The organism is Bacillus sp. FSL R5-0585, assembly GCF_038004545.1.
In the GTDB taxonomy this organism is placed as follows: Bacteria; Bacillota; Bacilli; order Bacillales; family Bacillaceae_G; genus Bacillus_A; species Bacillus_A cereus.
On sequence record NZ_JBBORJ010000001.1, the window covers coordinates 1,117,711 to 1,140,178 of the forward strand.

The window sequence follows — 22,468 nt, forward strand, 5'->3', positions numbered from 1 at the left end:
TTTCTACTATAAGTATACGCTCGTCTTGAAAGAAATACAAAATAAGGAAAGTAAACGGGGAAGTTTACTTTCCTTATTAACGTTAAGCGGAAATTTTTCCGTCTGTAGGTTGTTTCTTGAATTTTTGTTTTCGTCCGTGTAATCCATAATATAAAAGTAAAGTGAACGCAACGATAATAGCTGCGATAAAATACATATTATGATAACTGGATTTCGCTGCGACAATACCTAAAATGAAAGAACCAAAACCAATACCACTATCAAAGAATGAGAAATACGTAGCTGTCGCAGAACCACGTCTATGGTTTGGAGCGGCAGAAATCGCAATCGTTTGGAAACTCGGAATTAATGTCCCGTAACCTAAACCGATTAGCATACCTGCGCCAAGGAACCAAAATGAAGTTTGTGCTTGGCTTAATATGAACATTCCGATTGTGAAAATAATGATAGCAGGGTAAACGAGTACATTTTCACCGAAGCGATCAAAAATCTTTCCTGTAAATGGACGAGAAATGACAACAACAAGTGCGTATAAAATAAAGAAGTAACTTGCAATTTCACTTAAACCGAGTTCTTTCGCATAAATAGGAATAAAGGATAAAATACCACTATAAGAAAAGGCTAAAACAAATCCTGTAAGTGCAATTGGAATAGAAGATGGTTCGATTAAGTCTTTCCATTTCATTTTTTCACGTTTTTGTTTGCTAACAGGTGCTTCGTGTGGAATATCTACAAGTAGTCCTAATAAAAATGCAAGTAATGAAAATACGGAACAAACGATAAATAACACAGTAAACGAAAAATGAGAAATAATTGTTAAACCTAAAAAAGGACCAATTACCATCGGCAGACTCATAAATACGCCGAAATATGCAAGTGCTTCGCCTCGTCGATGAGCTGGCGCAACATCAGTTACAATCGTACCAGTAGCTGTCGTTGCCATCCCGAACCCAATACCGTGCAAGAAGCGAAGGGCAAGTAATAAGAATAAACTTTGCGCACCGAAATACATAACAGTAGCGGCTAAAAATAATGAAAGTGAAATAAATAATATTTTCTTTCTTCCTAAATCATCGAGCCATTTTCCTGTGAATGGTCTACATAAAACAGAAGAAATAAGAAACACAGTTGCAACTAAACCAATTTCCTCAGGTTTTCCTTTTAGCCCGTCTATAACATAGACAGGCAGAGTAGTCATAAGCATGTAAAATGTTAAGAAGAGAAATAGACTACTAAAACAAGTTCCGAGGAAATCCTTCGTCCAAAGTTTCTCACTTTGCATCGTCATCCCTCCAATTTAATCTAAATTTTTAATAATTTGTTGTAACACTTGAAATGCTTGATGTAAATCATCTTCATTAATACCTTCTAGCGTTTTTTCTTCGAAAGTATCAACTTCTTCTTGCCATACTGGAATCATCTTTATCGCTGTTTCGGATAAAGAAATGAGCTTCTCGCGGCGATCTTTACCTTCTGTACGAATAATCCACCCCATCGTTTCCATACGTGTTAACGTACGAGTCATCGTTGGTGATTCAACATTTAAATACTGGCATAATTCTGTTTGTGTACAAGAACCAGTTTGATTAATGCGGAAAATAACAGCCCATTGCGCACTAAATAACCCTGTTGGAGATACACGTTCATTAAATTTCTTCGTAAACTTTCGAGAAGTCTGGCTGACGATGTGAAAAAAATGTTGTTTTTCGTCCATGTATTTTGATCCTTTCAAATTAGTTACCTAGCTAACTATATACTTTTTTATAATAATTGTCTAGTAATAGACATGTTGATTTATGTAAAAAATTCTTATAGGTTTTATGTTGCGAACGTATATTCTACGTGCTATTCTTTAATTAAGTAAAGAATTTTCTTTCTATTAAATAGAATGGGGGAACTTGTGATGATTAAGCCTGCAACAATGGAGTTTGTTTCACTATCGAACGGAGAAACGATTGCATATCAGGAAGTTGGAAGGCGAAATACAGATATTCTTGTACTCATTCACGGGAACATGACATCGTCACAACACTTTGATTTAGTTATTGAAAAGTTGCAAGATCAATACCATATTTACGCTCTTGATTTAAGAGGGTTTGGACAATCAACGTATAATCAGTCGATAGATTCATTACAAGACTTTGCAGACGATGTAAAATTATTTATTGACGAGTTAAAGCTAGAGAAATTTTCATTAATGGGCTGGTCAATGGGTGGTGGCGTTGCGATGCAATTTACAGCGAATCACCCAACTTTTGTAGAAAAGTTAATTTTAGTAGAATCAGTAGGAATGAAAGGATACCCAATCTTTAAAAAAGATACGAATGGGCAGCCGATTGTATCAAGTTTAGTAAAGACGAAAGAAGAAATTGCGCAAGATCCAGTACAAATCGCTCCAGTATTAGATGCGATAAAAAATATGAACAAACTATATTACCGTACAGTATGGAATCTATTAATATATACACATAATCAACCTGAACCGGATCGTTATGAAAAGTATTTAGATGATATGTTAACGCAACGTAATTTCGTAGATGTGAATTATGCACTCATTACATTTAATATTTCAGATGAACATAATGGGGTTGTAGAGGGAAGTAAACAAATTCATCGTATTAAAGCGCCAACACTCGTCATACAAGGTGATAGAGATTATGTCGTACCGCAAGTAGTCGGTGAGGAATTAGCGAAACATTTGCCAAATGCAGAGTTGAAGGTATTAGAAGATTGCGGACACTCGCCGTTTATTGATTGTTTAGATGTATTTATAAAACATGTAGAGGATTGGTTAGAACAGAAATAATCCCCGAAATGAGAAGTGTTGCATATACTATAACATTTGTATGTATAAGGGGAGATTATCAATGCATAAACCATCCTTAATCGCTTATTCGCCATATAATCATCATATCTATACAAAAATAATGATAGATCCGATGTATATGCAAGTTTTACCAGCTGTAGTTCCTTTACAAATGCAGCAGCCACTAACAGCTCATATGCAACATTACTTATATGGACCTTCATTTTATGAAAATCCATATTTTAAAGACTTTCATTACAATGTGAAAGCGCAAGTTTGGGAAGGATAAGATAACAAGCTAAAAGGTTCATTCTTTTAGCTTGTTTTTTATTGCGAATATTCGTACACGCATTTGAAGAAACAGTTTATAATGAAAAGTGGAAGCGTGAGAAGGAGAGGGACAGAGGATGTCAATGCGTTTTACTTTTTGGATTATGGTTGGGATTGTAGCAATCTCGGGTTTGTCACAAGGAATGCTCTTACCGGCCATTGCAATGATTTTTGAACAAGAAGGGGTTAGTTCAAGTATTAATGGTATTCATGCGACGGCATTGTACATTGGGATATTAGTTATTTCGCCGTTTCTTGAAAAACCGATGCAAAGGTTTGGAATGAAGCCGATTATTGTTATAGGTGGGTTTCTCGTTATTATTTCATTATTCTTTTTTACACAAACATTTTCATTTTGGGTATGGTTTATCCTTAGATTTCTAGTTGGAGTCGGAGATCATATGCTTCATGTCGGAACACAAACATGGATCACGACAACATCAGACCCAAGTAAAATAGGGAGACAAGTATCGATATACGGTGTATTCTTCGGAATTGGTTTTGCCGTTGGTCCGTATTTAGCAAGCACTGTGCAGTACGGTCTTGCAACACCATTTATTATATCTACTATACTTTGTCTAATAGGTTGGCTTTTACTACTTCCAACAAAAAATGCATTCCCAGCGCAAGATGAAAGAGAAGCGAAGGGTGAATCATCATTTTCTCGTTATAAACAAGTTGTTGGATTAGGATGGATTGCACTGCTGGGACCACTTGCATATGGCGTACTTGAAGCAATGCTAAACAGTAACTTACCAGTATACGCACTTCGTAAAGGGTGGTCTGTTTCAGATGTATCCTTCTTATTACCAGCATTTGCAGTTGGGGGTATTATTACACAAATTCCGCTCGGTATATTAAGTGACAAATACGGAAGGGACCGTATATTAACGTGGACGTTTAGCATAAGTACGGGCATTTTTCTACTTGCCGCCGTATTTGATCAATATTACTGGATTGTCTTTGCCTGCATGCTTTTAGCGGGTATGGTTATTGGATCGTGCTTCTCTTTAGGGCTTGGATTTATGACTGACTTATTACCGAGACATTTACTACCGGCAGGTAATATATTATCCGGAATCGCTTTTAGTTTAGGAAGTATTATGGGACCTGTATTAGGCGGCGTATTTATAGAAAAAATACAGTATACAAGCTTTTTTATTGCGGTTATGATTATAATGGGAATTCTCGCAATGTTATATATGGTCTACATGAAAAATCAATTTGCATCAAGAAAAATAGAAAGTAGGTTAGGGCATGACAAAACAACCTAATAAAAAGAAATTTGAAGTACTTGAAAATGAAACAATTACAGACTGCTTAGCACGTATGGAACAAGAAGGCTACGCTCCGTCTCGTCGTATGGAAGAGCCAATCTTTCATGAAGTAAAGAAAGACGGCAAAACAGTAGTTGAGCCGTGCGGTAGGAAGATTGTTTTTGAAGGGAAATTGAAGTAATCCAATAACAAATTCTCTTTATAGTATAGAGCCATCCAATAGTTGGGTGGCTTGTTTTTTTATTAATCAATGAAGGAATTGAATAGAATGAATCTCTCGTTCATTTCTCCTAATGGGCTTCTTTATATGGGACAAAAGATTGCTACTTTTTTCGTATATTGGTAAAATAAGTTCTTGGGTCTTACTTATTGTTATCGGTATAATGTTTGTCGCTTGAATGAAAGAAATTAGTTACAAAAATTTCGCACTATGTACAGGGGTACAGCAACGATCCCTTTTTTGGAGGCACTTTAAACATAAAGCGAGAGAAGAGGCTATATGAACGATTCTCCTATCTTGTTTAAATATTAAACGAGTTATTGCAATTGGAATAGGTATATCAAACTAGTCGACATCCTGATGGATCATCTTTTTCTAGTAACCTATCACTTCTGATGGAATCGATAGATTGCTAGAAAGCGGAAAACAATTATTAGTATATTCCGAAGCAGGTGTAACAGAGTGTCCTTCCATAATTAAGGGTAAAACCAAAATACGTTGTTTTAAAGAATGATTTGTTAGAACTGGTTATAAGGAATAAAACAGAAAAGAGGATCACATGTTAGATACTTTACAGAGAAGTAAAAAGTTTTTTTTAGTATGTCTTATTTTTTTAGTGCTTTTAACCGCTTGTGGTAATACAGATGTTAAGACGTCTAAAGCTTCGTTACCACCGGCTGAATCCAATATAGATACATCATTAAAAGCACCAAATTGGGTAGAGAAAAGTTCTATCCAACAGTCTCCTAATTTTACGGAAGATAAAAAAGTACAATCGGTTGTGAATTTAATAGCTACGGGTGATAATTTATATCATGACGCAGTAATTAAAGATGGCAAACAAAAAGACGGTTCATATGATTATAATTATATTTATGAAAATATCAAAAAAGCTGTTAAATCAAGTGATCTTGCTATAGTGAACCAGGAGACTCCGATTGCCGGAAATAATTTAAAAGTACAGGGATATCCGACTTTCAATACACCTGAAGAAGTAGGCCAATCTTTAGTGGACACTGGATTCAATATAGTGACGCAAGCGACAAATCACGCTATGGATATGGGTATTAAAGGTGTTGCGAATACAAGAGAATACTGGAAGAAATATCCGGATGTTATCCCGGTAGGTATTAATGAGAGTAAAAACGAGCGTAATGAAATAAAAACGATTACAAAAAATGGTATTCGTTTTGCGTTACTCAATTATACATATGGTACGAATGGAATTAAAATTCCAGCTGATAAGTCTTGGGCTTTAAATTTAATTGATAAAAAAGCGATACAAAATGATGTGGAAAAGGCAAAGAGTAGCTCTGATATGGTGATTGTTATGGTGCATTGGGGAGTAGAATATACCTCAACACCTTCAAAGCAACAAAAAGAAGTTGCTCAATATTTAACAGATTTAGGTGTAGATGTAGTAATTGGAAATCATCCACATGTAATTCAACCAATTGAGTGGAAACAAAATAAAGATGGACATGAAACGCTAATCTATTATTCTCTTGGAAATCTTATTTCTGCGCAAGAAAAATTAGAAACATTGGTTGGAGGATTATCTTATGTACAATTTGTTAAGTATGAAGATAAAACTTTTGGTATACGACAAGCGGCAATCGTACCGACAGTAACCGACTATGCTGATGGTAAGAAACAATTTAAAATTCAATTTTTAAAAGATTATTCGGATGAAAATTCTAAAAAACATGGAATTAAAAAATTTGTCGGCCCGGTTTCTTTGAAGGATTTCAAGGAGATTCCTAGAGACGTGTTGGGAAATTGGTATAAAGACTAATAAACAAAAAGGGAATGAGATACAATTAAAAAATTTATAATTTTAGCATTGGTATTAGCAATGGGATGGAGTCTTGCTGCTTGTAGTGGAAAGCAAACATCTCAGGCAACTACTAATAATAACGATAAAAATAAAAATGAAATACATGCGAAGAAAAAAGATGTTTTACCTATCTCTGATGTTAATGATTGGAGAATTATCCTTGTAAATAGAGAGCATATGTTATCAAAGGAACTAGGAATTGAATTAACAAGTATCACCCAAAATGCGAAGCCAAATATGAAAATAGATAGTAGAATTGCAACTTCCTATCAGGATATGGTAGCAGCTGCAAAAAAAGAGGGAATCAATCTTTATTTAAGATCAGGTTATCGAGCTATAAAATTACAACAAACTTATTATGATGCTTCAGTTAAAAGCTATAAATCTCAAGGTTTGTCGGATAAAGAGGCTAGTGCTAAGGCATTGGAATATCTTCAGTATCCTGGTGCAAGTGAACATCATACTGGATTAGCGTTAGACATTATTTCAGTTGAATGGCAGAATACTGTAGAAGATTTAAATGCAAAATTTGAAACTACCGATGCATTCAAATGGTTAGATAAGAATGCTGCAGAATATGGATTTACTCTCCGCTATCCAAAAGATAAAGAGAATATTACTGGCATTAAGTATGAGCCATGGCACTATCGTTATGTAGGAAAAGAAGTTGCTGTTTATCTAAAAGAAAAAGGGTTAACTTTAGAAGAATATAACGAAAAAATTAAGTCTGGTAAGTAAAAATATGCTTTAATTTTATTAAATATTATGCACTGCTACAAGAAAAGGTGAATCTGAGGATGTGTTAACCTTCCACCTAGTATTGTAAAAACTGAGTATGATAATTTGAGCACGTACGAACCAGTTATCGTGTAAAAAGATGTATGTATTAAGAAATTAAAGTTAAGGATCTGATATTCATATCAGATCCTTTTTCTATTGTTCTTTTAAGAGCGACTGAGCCAAAATATTGGAATGAATATAGAAATAAAACAGCCTAAGGAATAGTATAACGAATCAGGGAGCCTACTCGTACGCTTCATTGGGATTATCCAGAAATAGTTGTTGATGAAATAAGAAAGAACGGGTCTTACTCTCAAGCAAGGATTTAATACGAATGAATTGGATAAAAGGTAGTAATAAAAAACACTGCGCCTGGCAGTGTTTTTTATTATTTCTGCACATAAATACATAGTCATATTGATTAAAGTTTCACTTTATTGAAGAAAAATGCGAAAGCCATTCATAAAATATGGAAATGTTAAAATCCCTTTGATAAAATAGCAATATGTAAAAATAATTATTTGTTAATTCTTAATGTAATGAATATTCATGTTTAAATATACGAATTTAACTACATAGTTATTGTGCTAAAGGGGGAGAAAGATGTTAGATGAATTGTACAATGCTTTTTTAAATGCGTCTGGTTTTACAGAAAGTGCGAGGAAACGAGATCGGTATGATGATTTACATGATTATTTAAAAGATAAAGAAAGAGAGTTAAAGCAATTCATTCAAGAGGCTGAATCAGCGAAGAGAGAGTATGAGAGTAAAAGTAATGGCTTAGAAGCTAATAAAATTCCGGCAGTTGAATTTGAACAAAAACGTCATGAAAAGGATGAAGAATTACATACATTAGTATCCTATTTTAAAAGTGCATTAAGCGATGTTGGATCTGCAAAAAGTACAGCTTATGCAAAGTATTTGGAATATAAAGCGAAAGCAGAATCAGAGAAAGCGTCAGCATACGCTGCAGCGACCAAGGCTTTTGAAGAAAAGAAAAAGGAATTTGAAAAACTTATCCATTAAGCATACAAAGAATGGAGGGAACCAACATGAGTGGTAAAGAGGTTGAAATTATAGGAAGTAACACTGCAAGTGCCATTTCTTACGCACAAAACATTGAAAATGGTATGAAGGATTCTTTAAACCAAGCGAAAGACTTAAAAGCATATGTCACAGGTGCGAAATGGAATGGAAAAACGAGAGATGCATTTTTAAGTTATCTTGATTTGATCATTCAATATAATTCAGAAATGGTAGAGGCATTTGAAGGACATACGAAAGCTTTGAAAGAGTTAGATAAAAGCATTCAAACGTACGGAGATAAATCGGAAGTAAGGGCGATAAAACAACTGTGATGGAGAAACGAGGGATAAAAGAATGGGGAAAGAAATGAGTTTTGCACCTGCTGAATTATATGTTCTCGCAGGTGCAGCTGGGGTTACCGATATATTTGGATTGCCAAACCGTGACGCAATTATTTTACTTGATGCAGAATGTGTCACGAAAGCAACTACGAGTTTAAAAGAAAAAGGCCTACTTACAAGTGAAAATGGAATTACCCCTGCAGCTTTTCAAATAATTGAACTATTAAAGGAATATGAAAATTGTCATGAATACACGAGAATGAATAATGTATTAATTGGCTTTTTAAAAGAGGATAAAGACCGAGTGGCTGTATTAACAGAAATAGAGCCAAATAAAAAATACGAAATTGACTACATACCAAAGCCAGACGTATATTTTTCCTTATTAACACGCATACCCTTCTTATTTAGAGAACCGAGGGAAATAGAAGATACATTTTTCTCAAAGAGAATGACAGAAGAAGAACAACAAACATTTGAGGAAAAAGATTTATCAAATAAAGACGTTATAGCGATAGAAACGTATACGAGGCCTCGAAGTAATAGAGGAGGAAAATGGGAATGTTTCTTATATTTCACTGAAGGAGAAGATTTCGTTCAAATAGATGTAGATCGTAATCGATATGACTGGGTGAGCCTCTATGCGGTTAATAAGAAATTGTATGACGTGTTAAAAATGCCATATAAAAAGTTAATTGACCCGAGACAATTCTCGTTAGGAGGTATTCAATAATGCAAGTATCAATGGGAGATAGTGGTTCTGGTGGTGGAGAAGAAGTATTAGTTAATTTTCAAGAACTACTTGATATAGTAATGAAGTTAGAAAATATATATAAAATCCATGTAGACGTCATTGGAACGAATATTGAGAGTTTATTAAGCTGTGATTTTTATCAAAAAGGTGAAGCGATGAGAGTAATTGAAAAATATCCTGATATATTACACAAAACACTAGAATTGGCTGAACACTATTCTAGGTCAGCGACAGTTGTAGGGAATGTATGTGTAGAAATGCTTGAAAAGGACGAACAATTACGTGAAATATTAAGTAAGTTGTAGAAATCACCATACGGCTGGGGGGATGAAAACGAGATGGATGTGAAATATAGACCTGAACCATGGCAAAACATGGGGGATGGTATGAATCGAATTACAAAAGATGCACTCATGAAATTACGGGAAGCAAATGAATCATTAAAAAGAATTGATGGAAGAATACGAGATTTAGACTCGGATGGTAGTATACATTTTAATCCTAAAGATCAATCGCAAAAAATCGGGGAATTACTTGATAGTTATACGACATTACAAAAATATTGCGGAGAAGCAGGGCAATTAGTCTCTGAACATATAGATAAACCTTTTTTAGTAGAAATGGATAAATTCGCTCAAAAAATGAGAGATACATCTATTCTCAGTTTTGAAACAAATAACCGAATTGGCTCTACAACAACGACAGTATTACCAGGTGCGCATGCAGGCTACGGAAGTGTACCACAAACAATACAGAAGAAGAAAGATAAAATAACAGTAGAAGATATTTTTAGAGATTCTCCTGCATTTGATAACGTACTTAGGGCAGAATACAAAGAACTAAAAAAACAAAATCCAGATGCAAAATTAAATTATGAAGAATACAAGAAAGTAGTCCCATCCACACGAGGATTTGAATACAAATCGATAGAAGATGAACAGAAAAAACTAGAAATGGTGCGAGACATAGGAATAGGCGTAGGAATCATCATCACAACAATCCTTTGTCCACCACTCGGGGCCGCTGCCGCAGTAGTATACGGAGGTGTACAAATAAAAAGCGGTATCGACGGAGAAGACTGGGGAACACATAGGAAATTGAGCCAAGAAGAGCGGGTAGGAAACATCATTTTTGGCGGATTAGATGCAATCCCAGTTGTTGGAGCGGTAGGAAAAGGAGTAAAAGCATTCAAAGGCACGAGTGAATTAGCTGATTTAGCGAAATTATTAAAATTCAAAGAAGGAATGCCTGGTTTTAATCCAAATTTGGGTAAAAATGTGGTACAATCGCTTAAGGAAAATAAGACTTTAAAAAATGCACTAGATGCTATGAAAAATACTCCTATTCCAGTAGCAGTTAGGATGGTGGATACTGGAATAGGAATGAGGCTTCCTTATATAGAATCTTCAACTGTTGGAGAAGTAGCTGGAAAGTTTTCAAAAGCAAGTACGGCAGCTAAGGATGACGCTTATCAACTTGCTAAGGGTAGTGGTGGTTCAGGAGTTAGTAAGGAAGGTAGTGTGGCTAAGGGTACGGGTAAAGAAAGTAAGATTGATATTGGTAAAACTGATATAGATGCACTAAGGAAAAAATGGAATGTTCCAGAAACTGAAACAGTGGCAGTTGGAAAAACTGATGTAAAAGGATTAGAAGATTTGAATTTTGAAGGAGGATCGCCGAAAGTACGAAAAGAAGCTGGATTACCTGATTTAGATGAAGTAATGCCTGACAGGAATATTAAAGCCCCAGGGACTAACCCATTGTTCACTAGGCATGCAGAGGAAGGGGTTCTGAATGAATTTGATTCAGCAGTAATAAAGGCAGGTATAAAACCAGAAGATGTAACAGGAACATTAAAACTTCATCAATCGAATCCTTCAGGTGTATGTAGAAAGTGTTATCAAGGATTAGCGAACGATAAAGTTCCGCCTGGTGTGTTAAAGCAATTAAGTTTAAAATATCCTAATCTAAAAATCGAAGTAACATCGGAAACCGATGAAAGCATTAAAGTAACTGGTAGGCTTAATCTAATGATTAAAAATGGAAAGTATATTGATTAGTTGGAGGTTAATTATGGCTAATACTAACTTTAGTAGTTTAACAGAAGATGGTAAAGTAATATTTTTTCTTGGACTTTCAGAAAAAGTTTTGTCGGTATTTTCTCAAAAGGAAGATCAAATTTTAGCCCAGGAAGTTATATTTAAATGTTGGGAATGGCTAAAAGGTAAAGAAAATATAGGGGATATTCTTTATGAATTATTAGATAATGAGGAAAATGGTATAACAATAATTCAAGAGATGTCAGATAATGAAACAGATGTCATAGCTTGGAACTGTGTTATTGATGCAGTTGCTTATACTAGTAGAAAAGCATTTGAAAGAGAAGGTGTCAAATATTATCCAGAACCAATTGCTTTAGTTGATGATACATTAGTAGACCATTTTATGGATTGTTTCGCGAAATGTATAGAGAATTCAGATAGTTATATTCAGAGAATAAATTTTTTATTGGATGATTATAAGAATGGGAATATTGCGAGTGATTTGCGGACAGAAGTTTTAAGGGAATTACAAATACAAAATTAACTATTACTCTATTATTTTATGAATTTTTTTTTGATTAGAGTTATCAAATTAGAAAAGGATGTTTGCAGTTTAGAGTTGCAAGAATTCCTATTATGCATAGAAAAAGCACTTGATTTCCTTTTAGGTAACAAGTGCTTTTGTTTTCTTATAAAGTATTTATGTCTGAACGATTAAAAATGCTTACTTGAAATTCAAAATTCATGATGGTTGTACCATCAAGACATATTGTTTTAATACAGGTTTTGTGAGAAAAGTATGATAAATAGGCGAGATGACATTTTACTGGTTCACGAATATAAACACATGGAATGGATATAAAACTAACGAACTCATACAAACTCGTAAATTTTAACGTAGTAGTTGTTACCACATATAAAAGGTGTCATACTGTTACTACAAAACTTACAAATTTATGCTGCTTAAAAACAGATGAAACTTAAAGCACTTGATTGTCTATTTGAGCAACAAGTGCTTTTTGCGTTTTAGCGTAGAAATAATGTGGTACAATCATTGCGTGATAATAAAGCTATTATGCTTGACCGTTTGAAACTAGCGAGCCTTAAAATGGAGAAATCCGGAAATGAAAAGATGTATCAATTTGGCGAAAAAATAGCCAAAAGCATAGATGATAGGACAGCCAAATCGGCAAGTTTTGAAGTTGATGGAAATGGCTTACTAATATCTAAGCAAGGTGGTACAGATTTCCAAAGCTGGGTGAATAAGCATCATACAGAAAGTAATAAGATTATAGATGATAAGATTAAGGGTGTAGAGGCTTCTCTTGCTAGTAAGGGTACGGGTGAAGGTAGTACAAAAGTTAAAAAAACTGATAGTTTGTATAAGAGAAGTAGTTTTAGAAAAGGTACTCGTGTTAAAGCAGAAAGTGAAGCACCAAAAAATGCATCAGGAAAAATGATTTGTCCCACGTGCGGAAAAGATATTCCAGATAGTATTACCATTAATACTAAAAATGGACCAGTAAAAAGAATTGGATATGACTTAGATCATTATCCAGATACTTGGGCAGAAAGAGTTGTAAGTATGAAAACAGGTGAAGTAAAACCAACACGAAAAGAAGTATTGGATGAATATAATGCTCGACTAAGGGTTCAATGTCATGAATGTAATATAAGTCATAAATTTGAAGGAATAGAAGGAACATATAAAGGGGAGATAAAAGAATGATAAATTACGGAGAGCTTTATTATGACCATTATAGTAAATATTTAGGTGATCCAATAGACCGAGAGGTTTTTAAAAATAATGAAGAGCTTCCGAGTATGCAAATTTTAAAATATGAAAATGTATTTGAAGAATGTTTAGTTTTTAATACACTTGGACTCAGTAAATATGAAGAAATAGTAGGGGATAATGTTGAAATTTCAATGGTAGTTGATGGGGCATTTAATAGTACAGGGTATATCCTTGCAAGTGCTTTATTTTATTGTATAGGTAATGGAATAGAAATAGGACGAGGAACAGCAATTAGTGGTATTGAAAGTATTGATAAATCATTTGTTCAAAAATATAATAAAAGTGCAGTTTACTTTACTGAACCATTCGCTTTTCCAGAAGAATATGGTGATGTACGTACTGGAAGTGAAGATCAAGATGGTAAAATTTTGTTAGCATTCTTTATTTCCCAGTCGGAATATGAATGTTTTGTAAAATACGGAACAGAAAAATTTGAAGATTTGTTAGAGGAAAATAACGTAGATCCTTTTAATGTTAGCAGGAAATCTATAATTTGAGGGTTAATTAGTATTGAAAGGTATAGACAATTAGGGTTAGAAATTAAAGAATTCACATAAGACAAGTAAACGAAAAAGAATTTATTTTTGAAGTGGAAAGAAAAAGAATAAGCTGTTAAAAAGTAAGTACTCCATGATGGTTGTACCATCATGGAGTATTGTGTGCAATGATAGAATAGAAAACGAAGTACGAGCTTAGGCGAGATGACATTTTACCGGGCGATAAATATAAACACATGGAATGTATATAAAACTAACGAACTCGTAAGTTTTATCATAGTATTTGTCATGATGTACAAAAGGTGTCATACTGTTACTACAAAACTTACTAATTTATGCTACTTAAAAACATATGAAACTTAAAGCACTTGATTGTCTATTTGAGGCAACAAGAGCTTTTTTAATTGAAATGTATACTATAAATTTATAAAAGTTATTTTTATGAATTAAAGCTAACAGAAATTACTAGTATTATATAATTGAAAATACATTAGCAAAAGGTGTGGCCTCCGTACCCCCAATCTTTAAAGGTGTAGAAATACTGCTAGATGGAAGTGTCGTTAGAACTGGAACGAACTATAGCGGTAAATCCCAAGAAGCCCATGATGCCTCAAAGGCGAGTATTCAGAGTAGGATCTCGAATTTGGAGAGTGGTGGGGTTAAGGGTACGGGTAATTCCAGTAAGATAGTCAATAAGGCTAATTTAAATAATATAGATGAATTTATAAATGGGACTAAGAAATTTGATGATGTTATTAATGATTATGTAAAGTTGTACAGTGAAAAAATTATATCAAATAAAACGTGGTCATGGAATAAGTCACTTCACGGTGGAGCTAATTTAACGGCTCGTCAAAAAAGAATGATTAAGGAAAAAGCAGTTGCAGATGGTTTGGTTCCTGATGTGAAGGTTATTAAAGCTGATGGAATGAGATACGGATTTACCGATTTTAAGAGTGCTGGGCTTGTTGTAGAGACAAAGCAACTATGGTTAATGTCAGACGAAGAGCAATTTAAATGGCTCGATAATGCAATAGGTGGACGACCGGAAGGTATGACATGGCATCATACTGAAGTACCGGGTAAAATGGAGTTGGTTCCTTTTGGAATACACAATATTACGATTCACAATGGTGGAAGGTCGGCCGGAATGTGGGCCGATGCTCCTAGATAGTAAACTAAAGAAAGAGGTAAAAACATGAAAATAAAACAGGATACTATTGTAAAACCATTACCTTCAGAAGAGTTAATAAAAAAACATGAAAATTTTTGGAGATTAAAACTACCAGGTTCATTTTTGGACTTTATTAAAGTGTATAATGGTGCAGAAGTTGAAGAAGCTACATTTGTATGTGATAATCGTAGTTATGCGATAGAAAGGTTTTTATGTATGCTGGATGACATTGAAAATAACCCTAAAGGGATCTATGATATTGATGTTGTATTTTCACAGATAGAGGAAAGATTAACTGATAATGAAGATTTATTAGGTGCAGAGGTATTACCAATAGCTAGTATATTTGCAGGGGATTTTGTATGCTTGGATTTTAGAGAAAATAAAGAGAATCCATCGGTGTGTGTATGGTCTCATGAAGAGTCAGGAGAGTTTGAACCAGTGTTTTATAAAATAGTAGATAACTTTACTGAGTTTTTAGAGGTACTACGATAAAACTTGGTACAATGACTTTGTAAGTAATATAACAAGACTTAATATTTGGTATTAAAGTTAAAGATGTATAAGAGAAGTGAAGAAAAAGAATGAATAGGCTGTTAAAAAGTAAGTACTCCATGATGGTTGTACCATCATGGAGTACTGTGTGCAATGATAGAATAGAAAAAGACGTGCGAGCTTAGGTGAGATGACATTTTACTGGGCGATGAATATAAATCCACGGAATGTATATGAAACTAACGAACTCGTACAAACTCGTAAGTTTTTAGATAGTATTTGTTATGAAGTATAACAAGTGTCATATTGTTACTACAAAATTTATAAATTTATGCTGCTTAAAAACAAATGAACTTAAAGCGCTTGATTGTCTACGAAAGACAATCAAGCGCTTTTTTATTAGATAGGCATGTTATAAATGTTTAAAAATTATTTTTATGAATTAAACCTAACGGAAATTACCAGTATTATAAAATTGAAAATACATTAGCAAAAGGTGCGGACTCCGTATCCCAAATCTTTAAAGGTGTAGAAATACTGCCAGATGGAAGTGTCGTTAGATCTGGAACGAACTATAGCGGGAAATTCCAAGAAGCCCATGATGCCTCAAAGGCGAGTATTCAGAGTAGGATCTCGAATTTGGAGAGTGGTGGGGTTAAGGGTACGGGTGAAGTTTCTAATAGTAGTGAAAAATTAAGTAGAATAGAATACTTGCGTAATAAATATGGTCGATTTACTCCACGTCAATTAAATCATAGAATTAATTGACGTGGTGCTGTAGAAAAAGAGGTTGAAAGATTAAATACATTAGGGCTAACCAAAAACGAAATGGGTTCAGCGGTTGCAGGAACATTTGATAAAAATACTGGAAAATATTATTTTGGAATTAACAATACTGACGGTGATATTCCAGTTACATTGCACCCAATTATTAGGAATCGGATAGAGAACATGCCTAGTAGTGTTAGAGATGGTTATAAATTTACGTATGGAGCAGGTTCCCACGCAGAGGTATACTCCTTGAATCAGGCATGGCATTACTTGCGAATCCCAACGCACAGCCAACAGATTTTATTACCCACGTCGTAAGATCTGGTAAGAAATTGAAACCGGCTGGTATGATGATGCCAACCTGTCCACATTGTAATTTTATTACTGAAGGATTTGAATTTAGTTCAGAGGTGAGAAAAATTGGAAAATAAGATGGGTGTATTAAGTAAAGAATATGTATTAGAACAGGGTATAGATTTTGATGAGGAACTATGGTTTACCTCTTACAGCGATGAAGTGCTGGATAACCCAGAAGATGAAGATGGAAAACCTTTTACTGGATTAGCTTATGAGTTATATGAAAATGGGAATCTAGCGTATTACTGTTATTATAAGAATGGTTTTAAAGAAGGTAATTATGTTAAATTTCACCATAATGGGAAACTTAAATCTATAGATTACATGATAAAAGGACAAACAAGAGGTATAAGAAAAATTTGGTATGAAAGCGAAGAACTCAAATATGAAGGAACGTTTAAGTTTGGCGTTTGTTTAAAATATACTGAATGGGATAAACAAGGGAATATAATTAGGCAAAAAGTTGCTCCAACAAAAGAGGAATTAGGACTAATTACCCGATTATCTGATTGTGATGATAATGAATAATTTTGATGAAAAGAAATTAATACAAGAGTTTTCAAAAATCCAAAGTGAATTATCACCTAGAATTAAATTAGAAAATAATTTTCAAATAGAAGAGATACAATTTATCGCAGGGGTAGATTTGGCTTATTGGGATGTGAATAAAACTAAGTATGGTACATGTTGTATTGTAATCATTGATTATGGTACAAAGGAAGTTGTCGAAAAAGTATACAGTTATGGAGAAATACCAATCCCTTATATTCCAGGTTTCCTTGCATTTAGAGAGTTACCTTTAATAATAGAGGCAGTTAAAAAGCTAACAAAGCAACCAGATATATATATTTTTGATGGTAATGGATATTTACATTATCGTCACATGGGTATTGCTACTCATGCTTCCTTTCTTCTAAATAAACCAACCATTGGTGTAGCAAAAAGTTATCTTAAAATTCGAGATGTAGATTTTATTATGCCAGAGAATCTAAAAGGATCTTACACTGATATTGTAATAAATAATGAAGTCTATGGTCGAACTTTAAGAACGACCAAAAATGTTAAACCTATTTTTGTTTCTTGTGGGAACTGGATTGATTTAGATACAAGTACTGAAATTGTTATGAACTGTATTAATAATGAAAGTCGTTTACCTATTCCTGTTAGATTAGCAGATTTAGAAACACATAAAATGAGGAAGAAGTTAATGGAAGGATAAAATAGTGTATTCTATATTTATTAAGCAATAAATACAAGTAGAATACATTTATATAAACTTGTAAGTTTTACCTAGTATTTGTCACAACATGTAAAGGCTGTCGAACTGTTACTAAAAAACTTACAAATTAAATACTACTTAAAAACATATAAATTTAAAGCACTTGATTGTCTACGAAAGGCAACAAGTGCTTTTTTTATACATAGGCATTTTATAAATTTAATTATTTTTAAGAATTAAGGCTAACATATATTGGTAGTATTATATAATTAAAAATAAACTAGCGAAATATTTCGATAATAAACCTTCTTTCATTAAAGGGGTAGAAGTATGAATTAATGAAATTGTAAAAGGAAGTTCTTGTGGCCTGTAAGGAGGGTATTCAGTATGCAGAGTAGAACCTCGAACTTGGAAAGGTGTGTTGTTAAGGGAACAGGTAGTATTGTAAAAGAAGTAGCTTCAAAAAACTGTTACCAAGAGAAGGTGACATAGGAACGTATAAAAATCTAAATAAAGCAGGATCGGTTAGCTCAAATAAATGCTGGTTAAAGGAAAAGAACTTGAAAGAAAGATACAAAAACAGATTAACGACTTTAATAAACAATGAAAAATGGGAGATGGATCAAAAACTTACTTATTTAAAAAGGTACAATAAAAATGTTCGAATATTAACAATCGATGAAATTAGTAGACTGGGTGATAATGAGATACCAATTGAATGGAGAGAACTGTTTTATAATGACGATATTAAAGGGCGAATTGATTTACTTCTGAACATATGGGGGAGAAATGTAGGGACTGAATTACGGAATACGATCTCTTATCTAAATAAACATCTAACAAATGTTGAAATTCTGGATGTAGAAGGAGCTTATTCGATTTTATACACAATAAGAAATTCCAAAGGAGACATATTATATTACGAAGGGTGTAATCCTCAAAAGGGACAAAAAAACATAGAATTAGAGGATGCATGGGATAAAATACCTGCTTCAATTCGAAGCTTTTATGAAAATGTTCATGATGGATTTTATTACTATGCGAGTGAATCAATGGGCTTAGTTCCACTTGAATTAGTAACATATCTTGGGGACGAGGATATTGAATGGAGTATTATTGATGATTTAGAAGAGCCTATAAAAATCAACCTAGATTCATCGTTTGGCTTTTTCACTAATGGTATGGGGAGTTACGTAGCTATAGATTACAATAATTGTATTGATAACACTGCTACCTTCTGGTCTGCAAAATTAAAGCCTAAATATAATATCGATTTTTGGGGTTATGTAGATGAATGGATTGTAATTGGCTTTGAAGCGTAACTAGGTAAAGGTGTTTTTATTATAGTATTTGTCCACGAGAACGACAAACATCTTGGTGATAAGGTTTAAATTATAAAATTACCATGTTTAGTAAACTTTCATGAGTGTGCTCCATAGGGTACGAGTAATGTACTTAAAGACTATTATTAAGATGCAAATGGAAAATGGCATCGACCTAATGAGGAATACGCCTGGGAATGGCTACAATATGGGTAGAGAAGTAAATAGAAAGAATGGAAAATTCAATTTCATCAAAAATCCGTACAAAAAGTGATGGTGAACTAGAATTTATGGCAAGTGATAATAAATGGTATCCTCTAGATCAAGCAGATCTGGCTCATTTAACTGATTCAGTTTCATGGTGGAATAGTACATACAGGTAGATATTATGGAGCGGAGTCCCCAGAGGTTAGAGAATGGATGTTAGACTCCAATAATTATGTATTAGACCATGATAGTTTAAATCGATTCGCAGGTACAAAGTTAAATGAAAATTACTTGCCACCAAATAAATAATTATTGGGAGGATTTATATTGGAACTCAACGATCAAGTGTATGACCAAATTGTGAGGTTATGTAACGAAGGAGATGCTTTTGTTGAAAAAGGAAAAGATGATAAAGCAATAGAGAGCTATATCGCTGCTCTGGATTTGGTTCCGTTACCGAAGACCGATTGGGAAACAAGTACATGGATTTATACAGCATTAGGAGATACTTATTTTTTAAATCGTGAGTATGAGAAAGCGAAAAGTAATTTATATAATGCACGAAACTGTCCGGATGGTATTTCAAATCCATTTATTTTACTGAGACTTGGAGAGAGTTTATTCGAGTGCGGGGAGCTTGATAAAGCTAGAGAGTATTTGCTAAGAGCATATATTTTAGAAGGCTATAAACTCTTTTTTAATGAGGATGATAAGTATTTTGAATTGATTAAGGATATGATTTGAGGAGGGTAAATATGGCTATTTTACAATCACATATAAAAGAAGAATTCGAAAGTCTTTTGGAAAAAGCAATGAAGAATTCAATAATGGTAACTATAATGACTCTATTGTGTTATTAGAAGAGGCATGGGATATAATCCCTGACCCTAAAGGTATTTATTGTGAAGAGAGTTACCATTTAGTTAAGGATATTATCTCCACTTGTTTTATGGTAAATGATTTAAAAAAAGCAAAGGAGTGGGCAGATAAAATATTTTTAACTGGATTTGCACGTATAGATTCTGGTGATAAGGAATTTATTGCAGGAAAAGTTTCTTTTGAATTAGGTGATTTAGAAACCGCAAAAGAATTTTTTAGTATTGCCAATAAAAAATCAGAAGGTAGATGCTTTGGGAATCCGAAGAATACTAAGTATCTGAAAGTTTTAAAAAGTTAAAGGTTTAGCTGCGTAAAAAGAATTTAAGAAGCTGATTACATTATATCTGAAACAGTATGCCTGATTTATTACCATTAGAACATAGAAAAATTGGAAAGGAGGATTAATATGGAAAGTCCAGGAGCTGTTTCTCTTTGGTTTGGAAGTTGTACTAGCAAAATGGTGTTAAAAAAGTATGTAGAAATAAAATATGATAATGAGGGGAACAGAATCCCTTCGCGTTTTATGACTGGTTTTCAAATAGATTTCATTGAGTATAACCAAGACTTATTAGAATGTACATATAATGAACATGTTACATCTTCTTTGTCTGAATTACTACAGAATGCTTCGTATTCTGAATCAATTATAAGTGAACTTATAGAATTTTATGGTGAAAATTTAGAAGAACAATACAATACTATCATTCGGTTATATGATTTTGAATATGAAGAACTTGTTGAAGAAGCAAAACTGGATGGTAGAAGCCTGAAGTATATGGGATCGGTAATTTATGAAGATTAGAAGTTTAATGTAATAATAGGGATGGAGTAAAAATGACAATGATACAATTTAATTCTTATCATCAAAAAGTAGAGGTAAAGAGAAATTTAGAACTTATGAACTTAGAGCATAAAAAAATTAGAGAGTATGTGAATTTTGATGTATGTTCTTTTGAGCAATTAGATGAATTTCAAGTAGGATACAGCATTGACACCGATGGAAACTCCCTTGTAACCGATGAGGAAGATACTTGGGATGCAAATTGGATTGTTATTGCATATGAAACTATGTGTGGAGATCCAATTATTATTGACTTAAGTGAAGAAGGATACCCTATATCTTCCCTCATGCACGGAATGGATAGTTGGAGTGGTGGTGATTTTCTTGCAGATTCCATGGAATCATTTATTAATTTTATGAAAGATATAGGTGATTTTCTAACTGAGAAACAAGTGTTAGAAGGTAAAAGAATGATACTAACTAAAGAATTGGATATATTGTTAAATGAGTTTTTGGAAAGAAATAAATTTACTGATTTTGAAATATGGCACTCTTTATTAAGTCCATTATTTGATATTGCAGAAGAATATGAGCAAACAATGGAGAGAAAAGTAAAAAAGATGAAGGAAGAAGGAAAGAAAATAACGGAAATTGCCCACATGCTTAATATAAAACCTAAAGAAGTGTATGAGTATATTAAGAAAGTTTAATAGCAACTCTTCACTTTTAAGAGAATAATCAGGCACGATGATGGAGCAATACAGGCAGAAAATGCTCGAATTCTTATAAAGCCGAAACAAAAAATCTGCTGGAGAAGAATCCATTTTGATCAATCTTTTTTCAAAATAGATTCTTTTTATTTATCGTAAAACCTAGGATTAAGAGTTGTTTTTGATTAGACTTTAGGGCATTGGGGTTTCGAGGCAGCTCTGCATGAGTAAAGATACTTATAAAAAATCAATGAAATTCAAAAGAATATCCATAAGTGAATACAGTATGGAGAATGGGAACGAAGGACGACGGACGCGAAAGGTGGCTACAGGGATGAAGTATGGTGAAAATACTAAGTTAGTTGAGGAAGTTATCGAGTATATACAAAAAAGAAGCTTATTTGATAGGGATGATATAAAGTTACATGAATTATTACATGACATTGAAATGATTCATGATTTTGATAAAGCACAGGAATTGGCTTGGTCTCAAGATTTGTACGTTACCCAAATCGTTTGGGATGATATGAAATCGGATGAAAGTGCAAAATTATTAGAAGGAACTTATAACCCTAATATGGAATCAAAAAAAGATATGTTATATGAAGTTTTTTCTGATAACTATAATTATTATCAGGAGTTTATTTCTATTGATTATATAAATATTCTCGAAGAAGTAGAAAGAGACCTTGAGATGTGTGCAATAAATCGTTTAGTAAATGGAAAAGTAGATAATTTTTATGAAAAGGTATTTAAGGTATATAAAATGGGAGGATGGCCTTGTGGATGGAAAGGTGAGTACATGAAAGGGAAAATGATTGTCTACTTACCAAATGAAAAATGAA

26 protein-coding genes and 3 pseudogenes are annotated in these 22,468 nt (G+C 33.4%); 27 read left to right on the forward strand and 2 right to left on the reverse strand.

The window, feature by feature from the left end:
• Positions 1 to 82: 82 nt before the first annotated feature.
• Both MKY38_RS05835 and MKY38_RS05840 read right to left on the reverse strand, forming a co-directional pair.
• Positions 83 to 1,282: an MFS transporter gene (locus tag MKY38_RS05835; protein WP_001190318.1), complete on the reverse strand. Its 1,200-nt coding sequence runs from the start codon at positions 1,280 to 1,282 to the stop codon at positions 83 to 85.
• A 15-nt stretch (positions 1,283 to 1,297) separates the two neighbouring features.
• Positions 1,298 to 1,714, reverse strand: coding sequence for a MarR family winged helix-turn-helix transcriptional regulator (locus MKY38_RS05840; RefSeq protein ID WP_000343680.1), 417 nt, complete (start codon positions 1,712 to 1,714; stop codon positions 1,298 to 1,300).
• A gap of 189 nt (positions 1,715 to 1,903) precedes the next feature.
• On the opposite strand from MKY38_RS05840, the gene phaZ reads away from it, so the two are divergent.
• The 27 genes and pseudogenes from phaZ (at position 1,904) to MKY38_RS05975 (ending at position 22,467) form a co-directional block, all read left to right on the forward strand.
• Positions 1,904 to 2,806 (forward strand): intracellular short-chain-length polyhydroxyalkanoate depolymerase, encoded by a 903-nt coding sequence (gene phaZ, locus MKY38_RS05845; RefSeq protein WP_006920435.1) that lies wholly within the window; start codon positions 1,904 to 1,906, stop codon positions 2,804 to 2,806.
• A gap of 61 nt (positions 2,807 to 2,867) precedes the next feature.
• Entirely contained in the window at positions 2,868 to 3,095 is a 228-nt protein-coding gene (locus MKY38_RS05850) for a hypothetical protein (RefSeq protein ID WP_065224250.1), read from the forward strand.
• 118 nt (positions 3,096 to 3,213) lie between these two features.
• Positions 3,214 to 4,410, forward strand: a complete 1,197-nt coding sequence (locus MKY38_RS05855) for an MFS transporter (RefSeq protein WP_065224251.1) — start codon at positions 3,214 to 3,216, stop codon at positions 4,408 to 4,410.
• Positions 4,394 to 4,594 (forward strand): NETI motif-containing protein, encoded by a 201-nt coding sequence (locus MKY38_RS05860; RefSeq protein WP_000166303.1) that lies wholly within the window; start codon positions 4,394 to 4,396, stop codon positions 4,592 to 4,594. The genes MKY38_RS05855 and MKY38_RS05860 overlap by 17 nt, the downstream gene beginning before the upstream one ends.
• 598 nt (positions 4,595 to 5,192) lie before the next feature.
• Positions 5,193 to 6,428: a CapA family protein gene (locus MKY38_RS05865; RefSeq protein ID WP_341048355.1), complete on the forward strand. Its 1,236-nt coding sequence runs from the start codon at positions 5,193 to 5,195 to the stop codon at positions 6,426 to 6,428.
• Positions 6,429 to 6,476: 48 nt separating this feature from the next.
• On the forward strand, positions 6,477 to 7,208 hold the full coding sequence (locus MKY38_RS05870) for a M15 family metallopeptidase (protein ID WP_000241986.1): 732 nt from the start codon (positions 6,477 to 6,479) through the stop codon (positions 7,206 to 7,208).
• Positions 7,209 to 7,853: 645 nt separating this feature from the next.
• Positions 7,854 to 8,276 (forward strand): hypothetical protein, encoded by a 423-nt coding sequence (locus tag MKY38_RS05875; protein WP_000883470.1) that lies wholly within the window; start codon positions 7,854 to 7,856, stop codon positions 8,274 to 8,276.
• A gap of 26 nt (positions 8,277 to 8,302) precedes the next feature.
• A complete protein-coding gene (locus MKY38_RS05880) occupies positions 8,303 to 8,608 on the forward strand; it encodes a WXG100 family type VII secretion target (protein WP_000014535.1) in 306 nt (101 codons plus the stop codon).
• A gap of 22 nt (positions 8,609 to 8,630) precedes the next feature.
• Positions 8,631 to 9,350: a DUF5081 family protein gene (locus MKY38_RS05885; protein ID WP_000514117.1), complete on the forward strand. Its 720-nt coding sequence runs from the start codon at positions 8,631 to 8,633 to the stop codon at positions 9,348 to 9,350.
• Positions 9,350 to 9,676 (forward strand): hypothetical protein, encoded by a 327-nt coding sequence (locus tag MKY38_RS05890; RefSeq protein WP_001198201.1) that lies wholly within the window; start codon positions 9,350 to 9,352, stop codon positions 9,674 to 9,676. The genes MKY38_RS05885 and MKY38_RS05890 overlap by 1 nt, the downstream gene beginning before the upstream one ends.
• Positions 9,677 to 9,709: 33 nt before the next feature.
• Positions 9,710 to 11,431: a hypothetical protein gene (locus tag MKY38_RS05895; RefSeq protein ID WP_341048357.1), complete on the forward strand. Its 1,722-nt coding sequence runs from the start codon at positions 9,710 to 9,712 to the stop codon at positions 11,429 to 11,431.
• Positions 11,432 to 11,444: 13 nt separating this feature from the next.
• Entirely contained in the window at positions 11,445 to 11,957 is a 513-nt protein-coding gene (locus MKY38_RS05900; RefSeq protein ID WP_078384807.1) for an Imm6 family immunity protein, read from the forward strand.
• A 495-nt stretch (positions 11,958 to 12,452) separates the two neighbouring features.
• Positions 12,453 to 13,142, forward strand: a pseudogene (locus MKY38_RS05905) (GH-E family nuclease); the annotation flags it as partial.
• The gene (locus tag MKY38_RS05910; RefSeq protein ID WP_000611567.1) at positions 13,139 to 13,708 is read left to right on the forward strand and encodes a suppressor of fused domain protein; all 570 of its coding nucleotides are present in this window, start codon (positions 13,139 to 13,141) and stop codon (positions 13,706 to 13,708) included. The pseudogene MKY38_RS05905 and the gene MKY38_RS05910, both read left to right, overlap by 4 nt.
• A gap of 502 nt (positions 13,709 to 14,210) precedes the next feature.
• A complete protein-coding gene (locus MKY38_RS05915; protein WP_341048360.1) occupies positions 14,211 to 14,882 on the forward strand; it encodes an HNH endonuclease in 672 nt (223 codons plus the stop codon).
• A 24-nt stretch (positions 14,883 to 14,906) separates the two neighbouring features.
• Positions 14,907 to 15,377 (forward strand): SMI1/KNR4 family protein, encoded by a 471-nt coding sequence (locus MKY38_RS05920; protein ID WP_000695050.1) that lies wholly within the window; start codon positions 14,907 to 14,909, stop codon positions 15,375 to 15,377.
• Between the two features lie 441 nt (positions 15,378 to 15,818).
• Positions 15,819 to 16,058: pseudogene (locus tag MKY38_RS05925) on the forward strand (DNA/RNA non-specific endonuclease); the annotation flags it as partial.
• A 147-nt stretch (positions 16,059 to 16,205) separates the two neighbouring features.
• Positions 16,206 to 16,466 carry a YwqJ-related putative deaminase gene (locus MKY38_RS05930; protein WP_230876905.1) on the forward strand — a complete coding sequence of 87 codons (261 nt, stop codon included), beginning with the start codon at positions 16,206 to 16,208 and terminating at the stop codon, positions 16,464 to 16,466.
• Positions 16,409 to 16,579: a hypothetical protein gene (locus MKY38_RS05935; protein ID WP_341050368.1), complete on the forward strand. Its 171-nt coding sequence runs from the start codon at positions 16,409 to 16,411 to the stop codon at positions 16,577 to 16,579. Before MKY38_RS05930 ends, MKY38_RS05935 begins: the two co-directional genes overlap by 58 nt.
• 1 nt (position 16,580) lies before the next feature.
• A complete protein-coding gene (locus MKY38_RS05940) occupies positions 16,581 to 17,033 on the forward strand; it encodes a toxin-antitoxin system YwqK family antitoxin (protein WP_196478795.1) in 453 nt (150 codons plus the stop codon).
• Complete coding sequence (locus MKY38_RS05945; protein ID WP_033690210.1) at positions 17,026 to 17,724, forward strand: endonuclease V; 699 nt, start codon at positions 17,026 to 17,028, stop codon at positions 17,722 to 17,724. Before MKY38_RS05940 ends, MKY38_RS05945 begins: the two co-directional genes overlap by 8 nt.
• Before the next feature lie 617 nt (positions 17,725 to 18,341).
• Positions 18,342 to 19,046: a hypothetical protein gene (locus tag MKY38_RS05950; RefSeq protein ID WP_000372269.1), complete on the forward strand. Its 705-nt coding sequence runs from the start codon at positions 18,342 to 18,344 to the stop codon at positions 19,044 to 19,046.
• A gap of 534 nt (positions 19,047 to 19,580) precedes the next feature.
• Positions 19,581 to 19,997: a tetratricopeptide repeat protein gene (locus MKY38_RS05955; RefSeq protein ID WP_000422367.1), complete on the forward strand. Its 417-nt coding sequence runs from the start codon at positions 19,581 to 19,583 to the stop codon at positions 19,995 to 19,997.
• 11 nt (positions 19,998 to 20,008) lie between these two features.
• A pseudogene (locus tag MKY38_RS05960) lies at positions 20,009 to 20,430 on the forward strand (hypothetical protein).
• A gap of 108 nt (positions 20,431 to 20,538) precedes the next feature.
• Complete coding sequence (locus MKY38_RS05965; RefSeq protein WP_199697731.1) at positions 20,539 to 20,934, forward strand: immunity 22 family protein; 396 nt, start codon at positions 20,539 to 20,541, stop codon at positions 20,932 to 20,934.
• 32 nt (positions 20,935 to 20,966) lie between these two features.
• The gene (locus tag MKY38_RS05970; RefSeq protein ID WP_000177844.1) at positions 20,967 to 21,623 is read left to right on the forward strand and encodes an SMI1/KNR4 family protein; all 657 of its coding nucleotides are present in this window, start codon (positions 20,967 to 20,969) and stop codon (positions 21,621 to 21,623) included.
• A gap of 223 nt (positions 21,624 to 21,846) precedes the next feature.
• Positions 21,847 to 22,467, forward strand: coding sequence for a cytoplasmic protein (locus MKY38_RS05975; RefSeq protein WP_445286068.1), 621 nt, complete (start codon positions 21,847 to 21,849; stop codon positions 22,465 to 22,467).
• The last annotated feature ends 1 nt before the right edge of the window (position 22,468 follow it).

Bases quoted from the DNA above. Each gene is read 5' to 3' on its own strand.
- MKY38_RS05930 (WP_230876905.1), top strand. From the start codon at position 16,206: ATGGGTTCAGCGGTTGCAGGAACATTTGATAAAAATACTGGAAAATAT.
- MKY38_RS05920 (WP_000695050.1), top strand. From the start codon at position 14,907: ATGAAAATAAAACAGGATACTATTGTAAAACCATTACCTTCAGAAGAG.
- MKY38_RS05835 (WP_001190318.1), bottom strand. From the start codon at position 1,282: ATGCAAAGTGAGAAACTTTGGACGAAGGATTTCCTCGGAACTTGTTTT.
- MKY38_RS05840 (WP_000343680.1), bottom strand. From the start codon at position 1,714: ATGGACGAAAAACAACATTTTTTTCACATCGTCAGCCAGACTTCTCGA.
- MKY38_RS05900 (WP_078384807.1), top strand. From the start codon at position 11,445: ATGGCTAATACTAACTTTAGTAGTTTAACAGAAGATGGTAAAGTAATA.
- MKY38_RS05860 (WP_000166303.1), top strand. From the start codon at position 4,394: ATGACAAAACAACCTAATAAAAAGAAATTTGAAGTACTTGAAAATGAA.
- MKY38_RS05865 (WP_341048355.1), top strand. From the start codon at position 5,193: ATGTTAGATACTTTACAGAGAAGTAAAAAGTTTTTTTTAGTATGTCTT.
- MKY38_RS05855 (WP_065224251.1), top strand. From the start codon at position 3,214: ATGTCAATGCGTTTTACTTTTTGGATTATGGTTGGGATTGTAGCAATC.
- MKY38_RS05880 (WP_000014535.1), top strand. From the start codon at position 8,303: ATGAGTGGTAAAGAGGTTGAAATTATAGGAAGTAACACTGCAAGTGCC.
- MKY38_RS05950 (WP_000372269.1), top strand. From the start codon at position 18,342: ATGGATCAAAAACTTACTTATTTAAAAAGGTACAATAAAAATGTTCGA.
- MKY38_RS05935 (WP_341050368.1), top strand. From the start codon at position 16,409: ATGGCATTACTTGCGAATCCCAACGCACAGCCAACAGATTTTATTACC.
- MKY38_RS05970 (WP_000177844.1), top strand. From the start codon at position 20,967: ATGACAATGATACAATTTAATTCTTATCATCAAAAAGTAGAGGTAAAG.
- MKY38_RS05885 (WP_000514117.1), top strand. From the start codon at position 8,631: ATGGGGAAAGAAATGAGTTTTGCACCTGCTGAATTATATGTTCTCGCA.
- MKY38_RS05890 (WP_001198201.1), top strand. From the start codon at position 9,350: ATGCAAGTATCAATGGGAGATAGTGGTTCTGGTGGTGGAGAAGAAGTA.
- MKY38_RS05850 (WP_065224250.1), top strand. From the start codon at position 2,868: ATGCATAAACCATCCTTAATCGCTTATTCGCCATATAATCATCATATC.
- MKY38_RS05975 (WP_445286068.1), top strand. From the start codon at position 21,847: ATGAGTAAAGATACTTATAAAAAATCAATGAAATTCAAAAGAATATCC.
- MKY38_RS05965 (WP_199697731.1), top strand. From the start codon at position 20,539: ATGGAAAGTCCAGGAGCTGTTTCTCTTTGGTTTGGAAGTTGTACTAGC.
- MKY38_RS05940 (WP_196478795.1), top strand. From the start codon at position 16,581: ATGGGTGTATTAAGTAAAGAATATGTATTAGAACAGGGTATAGATTTT.
- MKY38_RS05875 (WP_000883470.1), top strand. From the start codon at position 7,854: ATGTTAGATGAATTGTACAATGCTTTTTTAAATGCGTCTGGTTTTACA.
- MKY38_RS05945 (WP_033690210.1), top strand. From the start codon at position 17,026: ATGAATAATTTTGATGAAAAGAAATTAATACAAGAGTTTTCAAAAATC.
- MKY38_RS05895 (WP_341048357.1), top strand. From the start codon at position 9,710: ATGGATGTGAAATATAGACCTGAACCATGGCAAAACATGGGGGATGGT.
- phaZ (WP_006920435.1), top strand. From the start codon at position 1,904: ATGATTAAGCCTGCAACAATGGAGTTTGTTTCACTATCGAACGGAGAA.
- MKY38_RS05910 (WP_000611567.1), top strand. From the start codon at position 13,139: ATGATAAATTACGGAGAGCTTTATTATGACCATTATAGTAAATATTTA.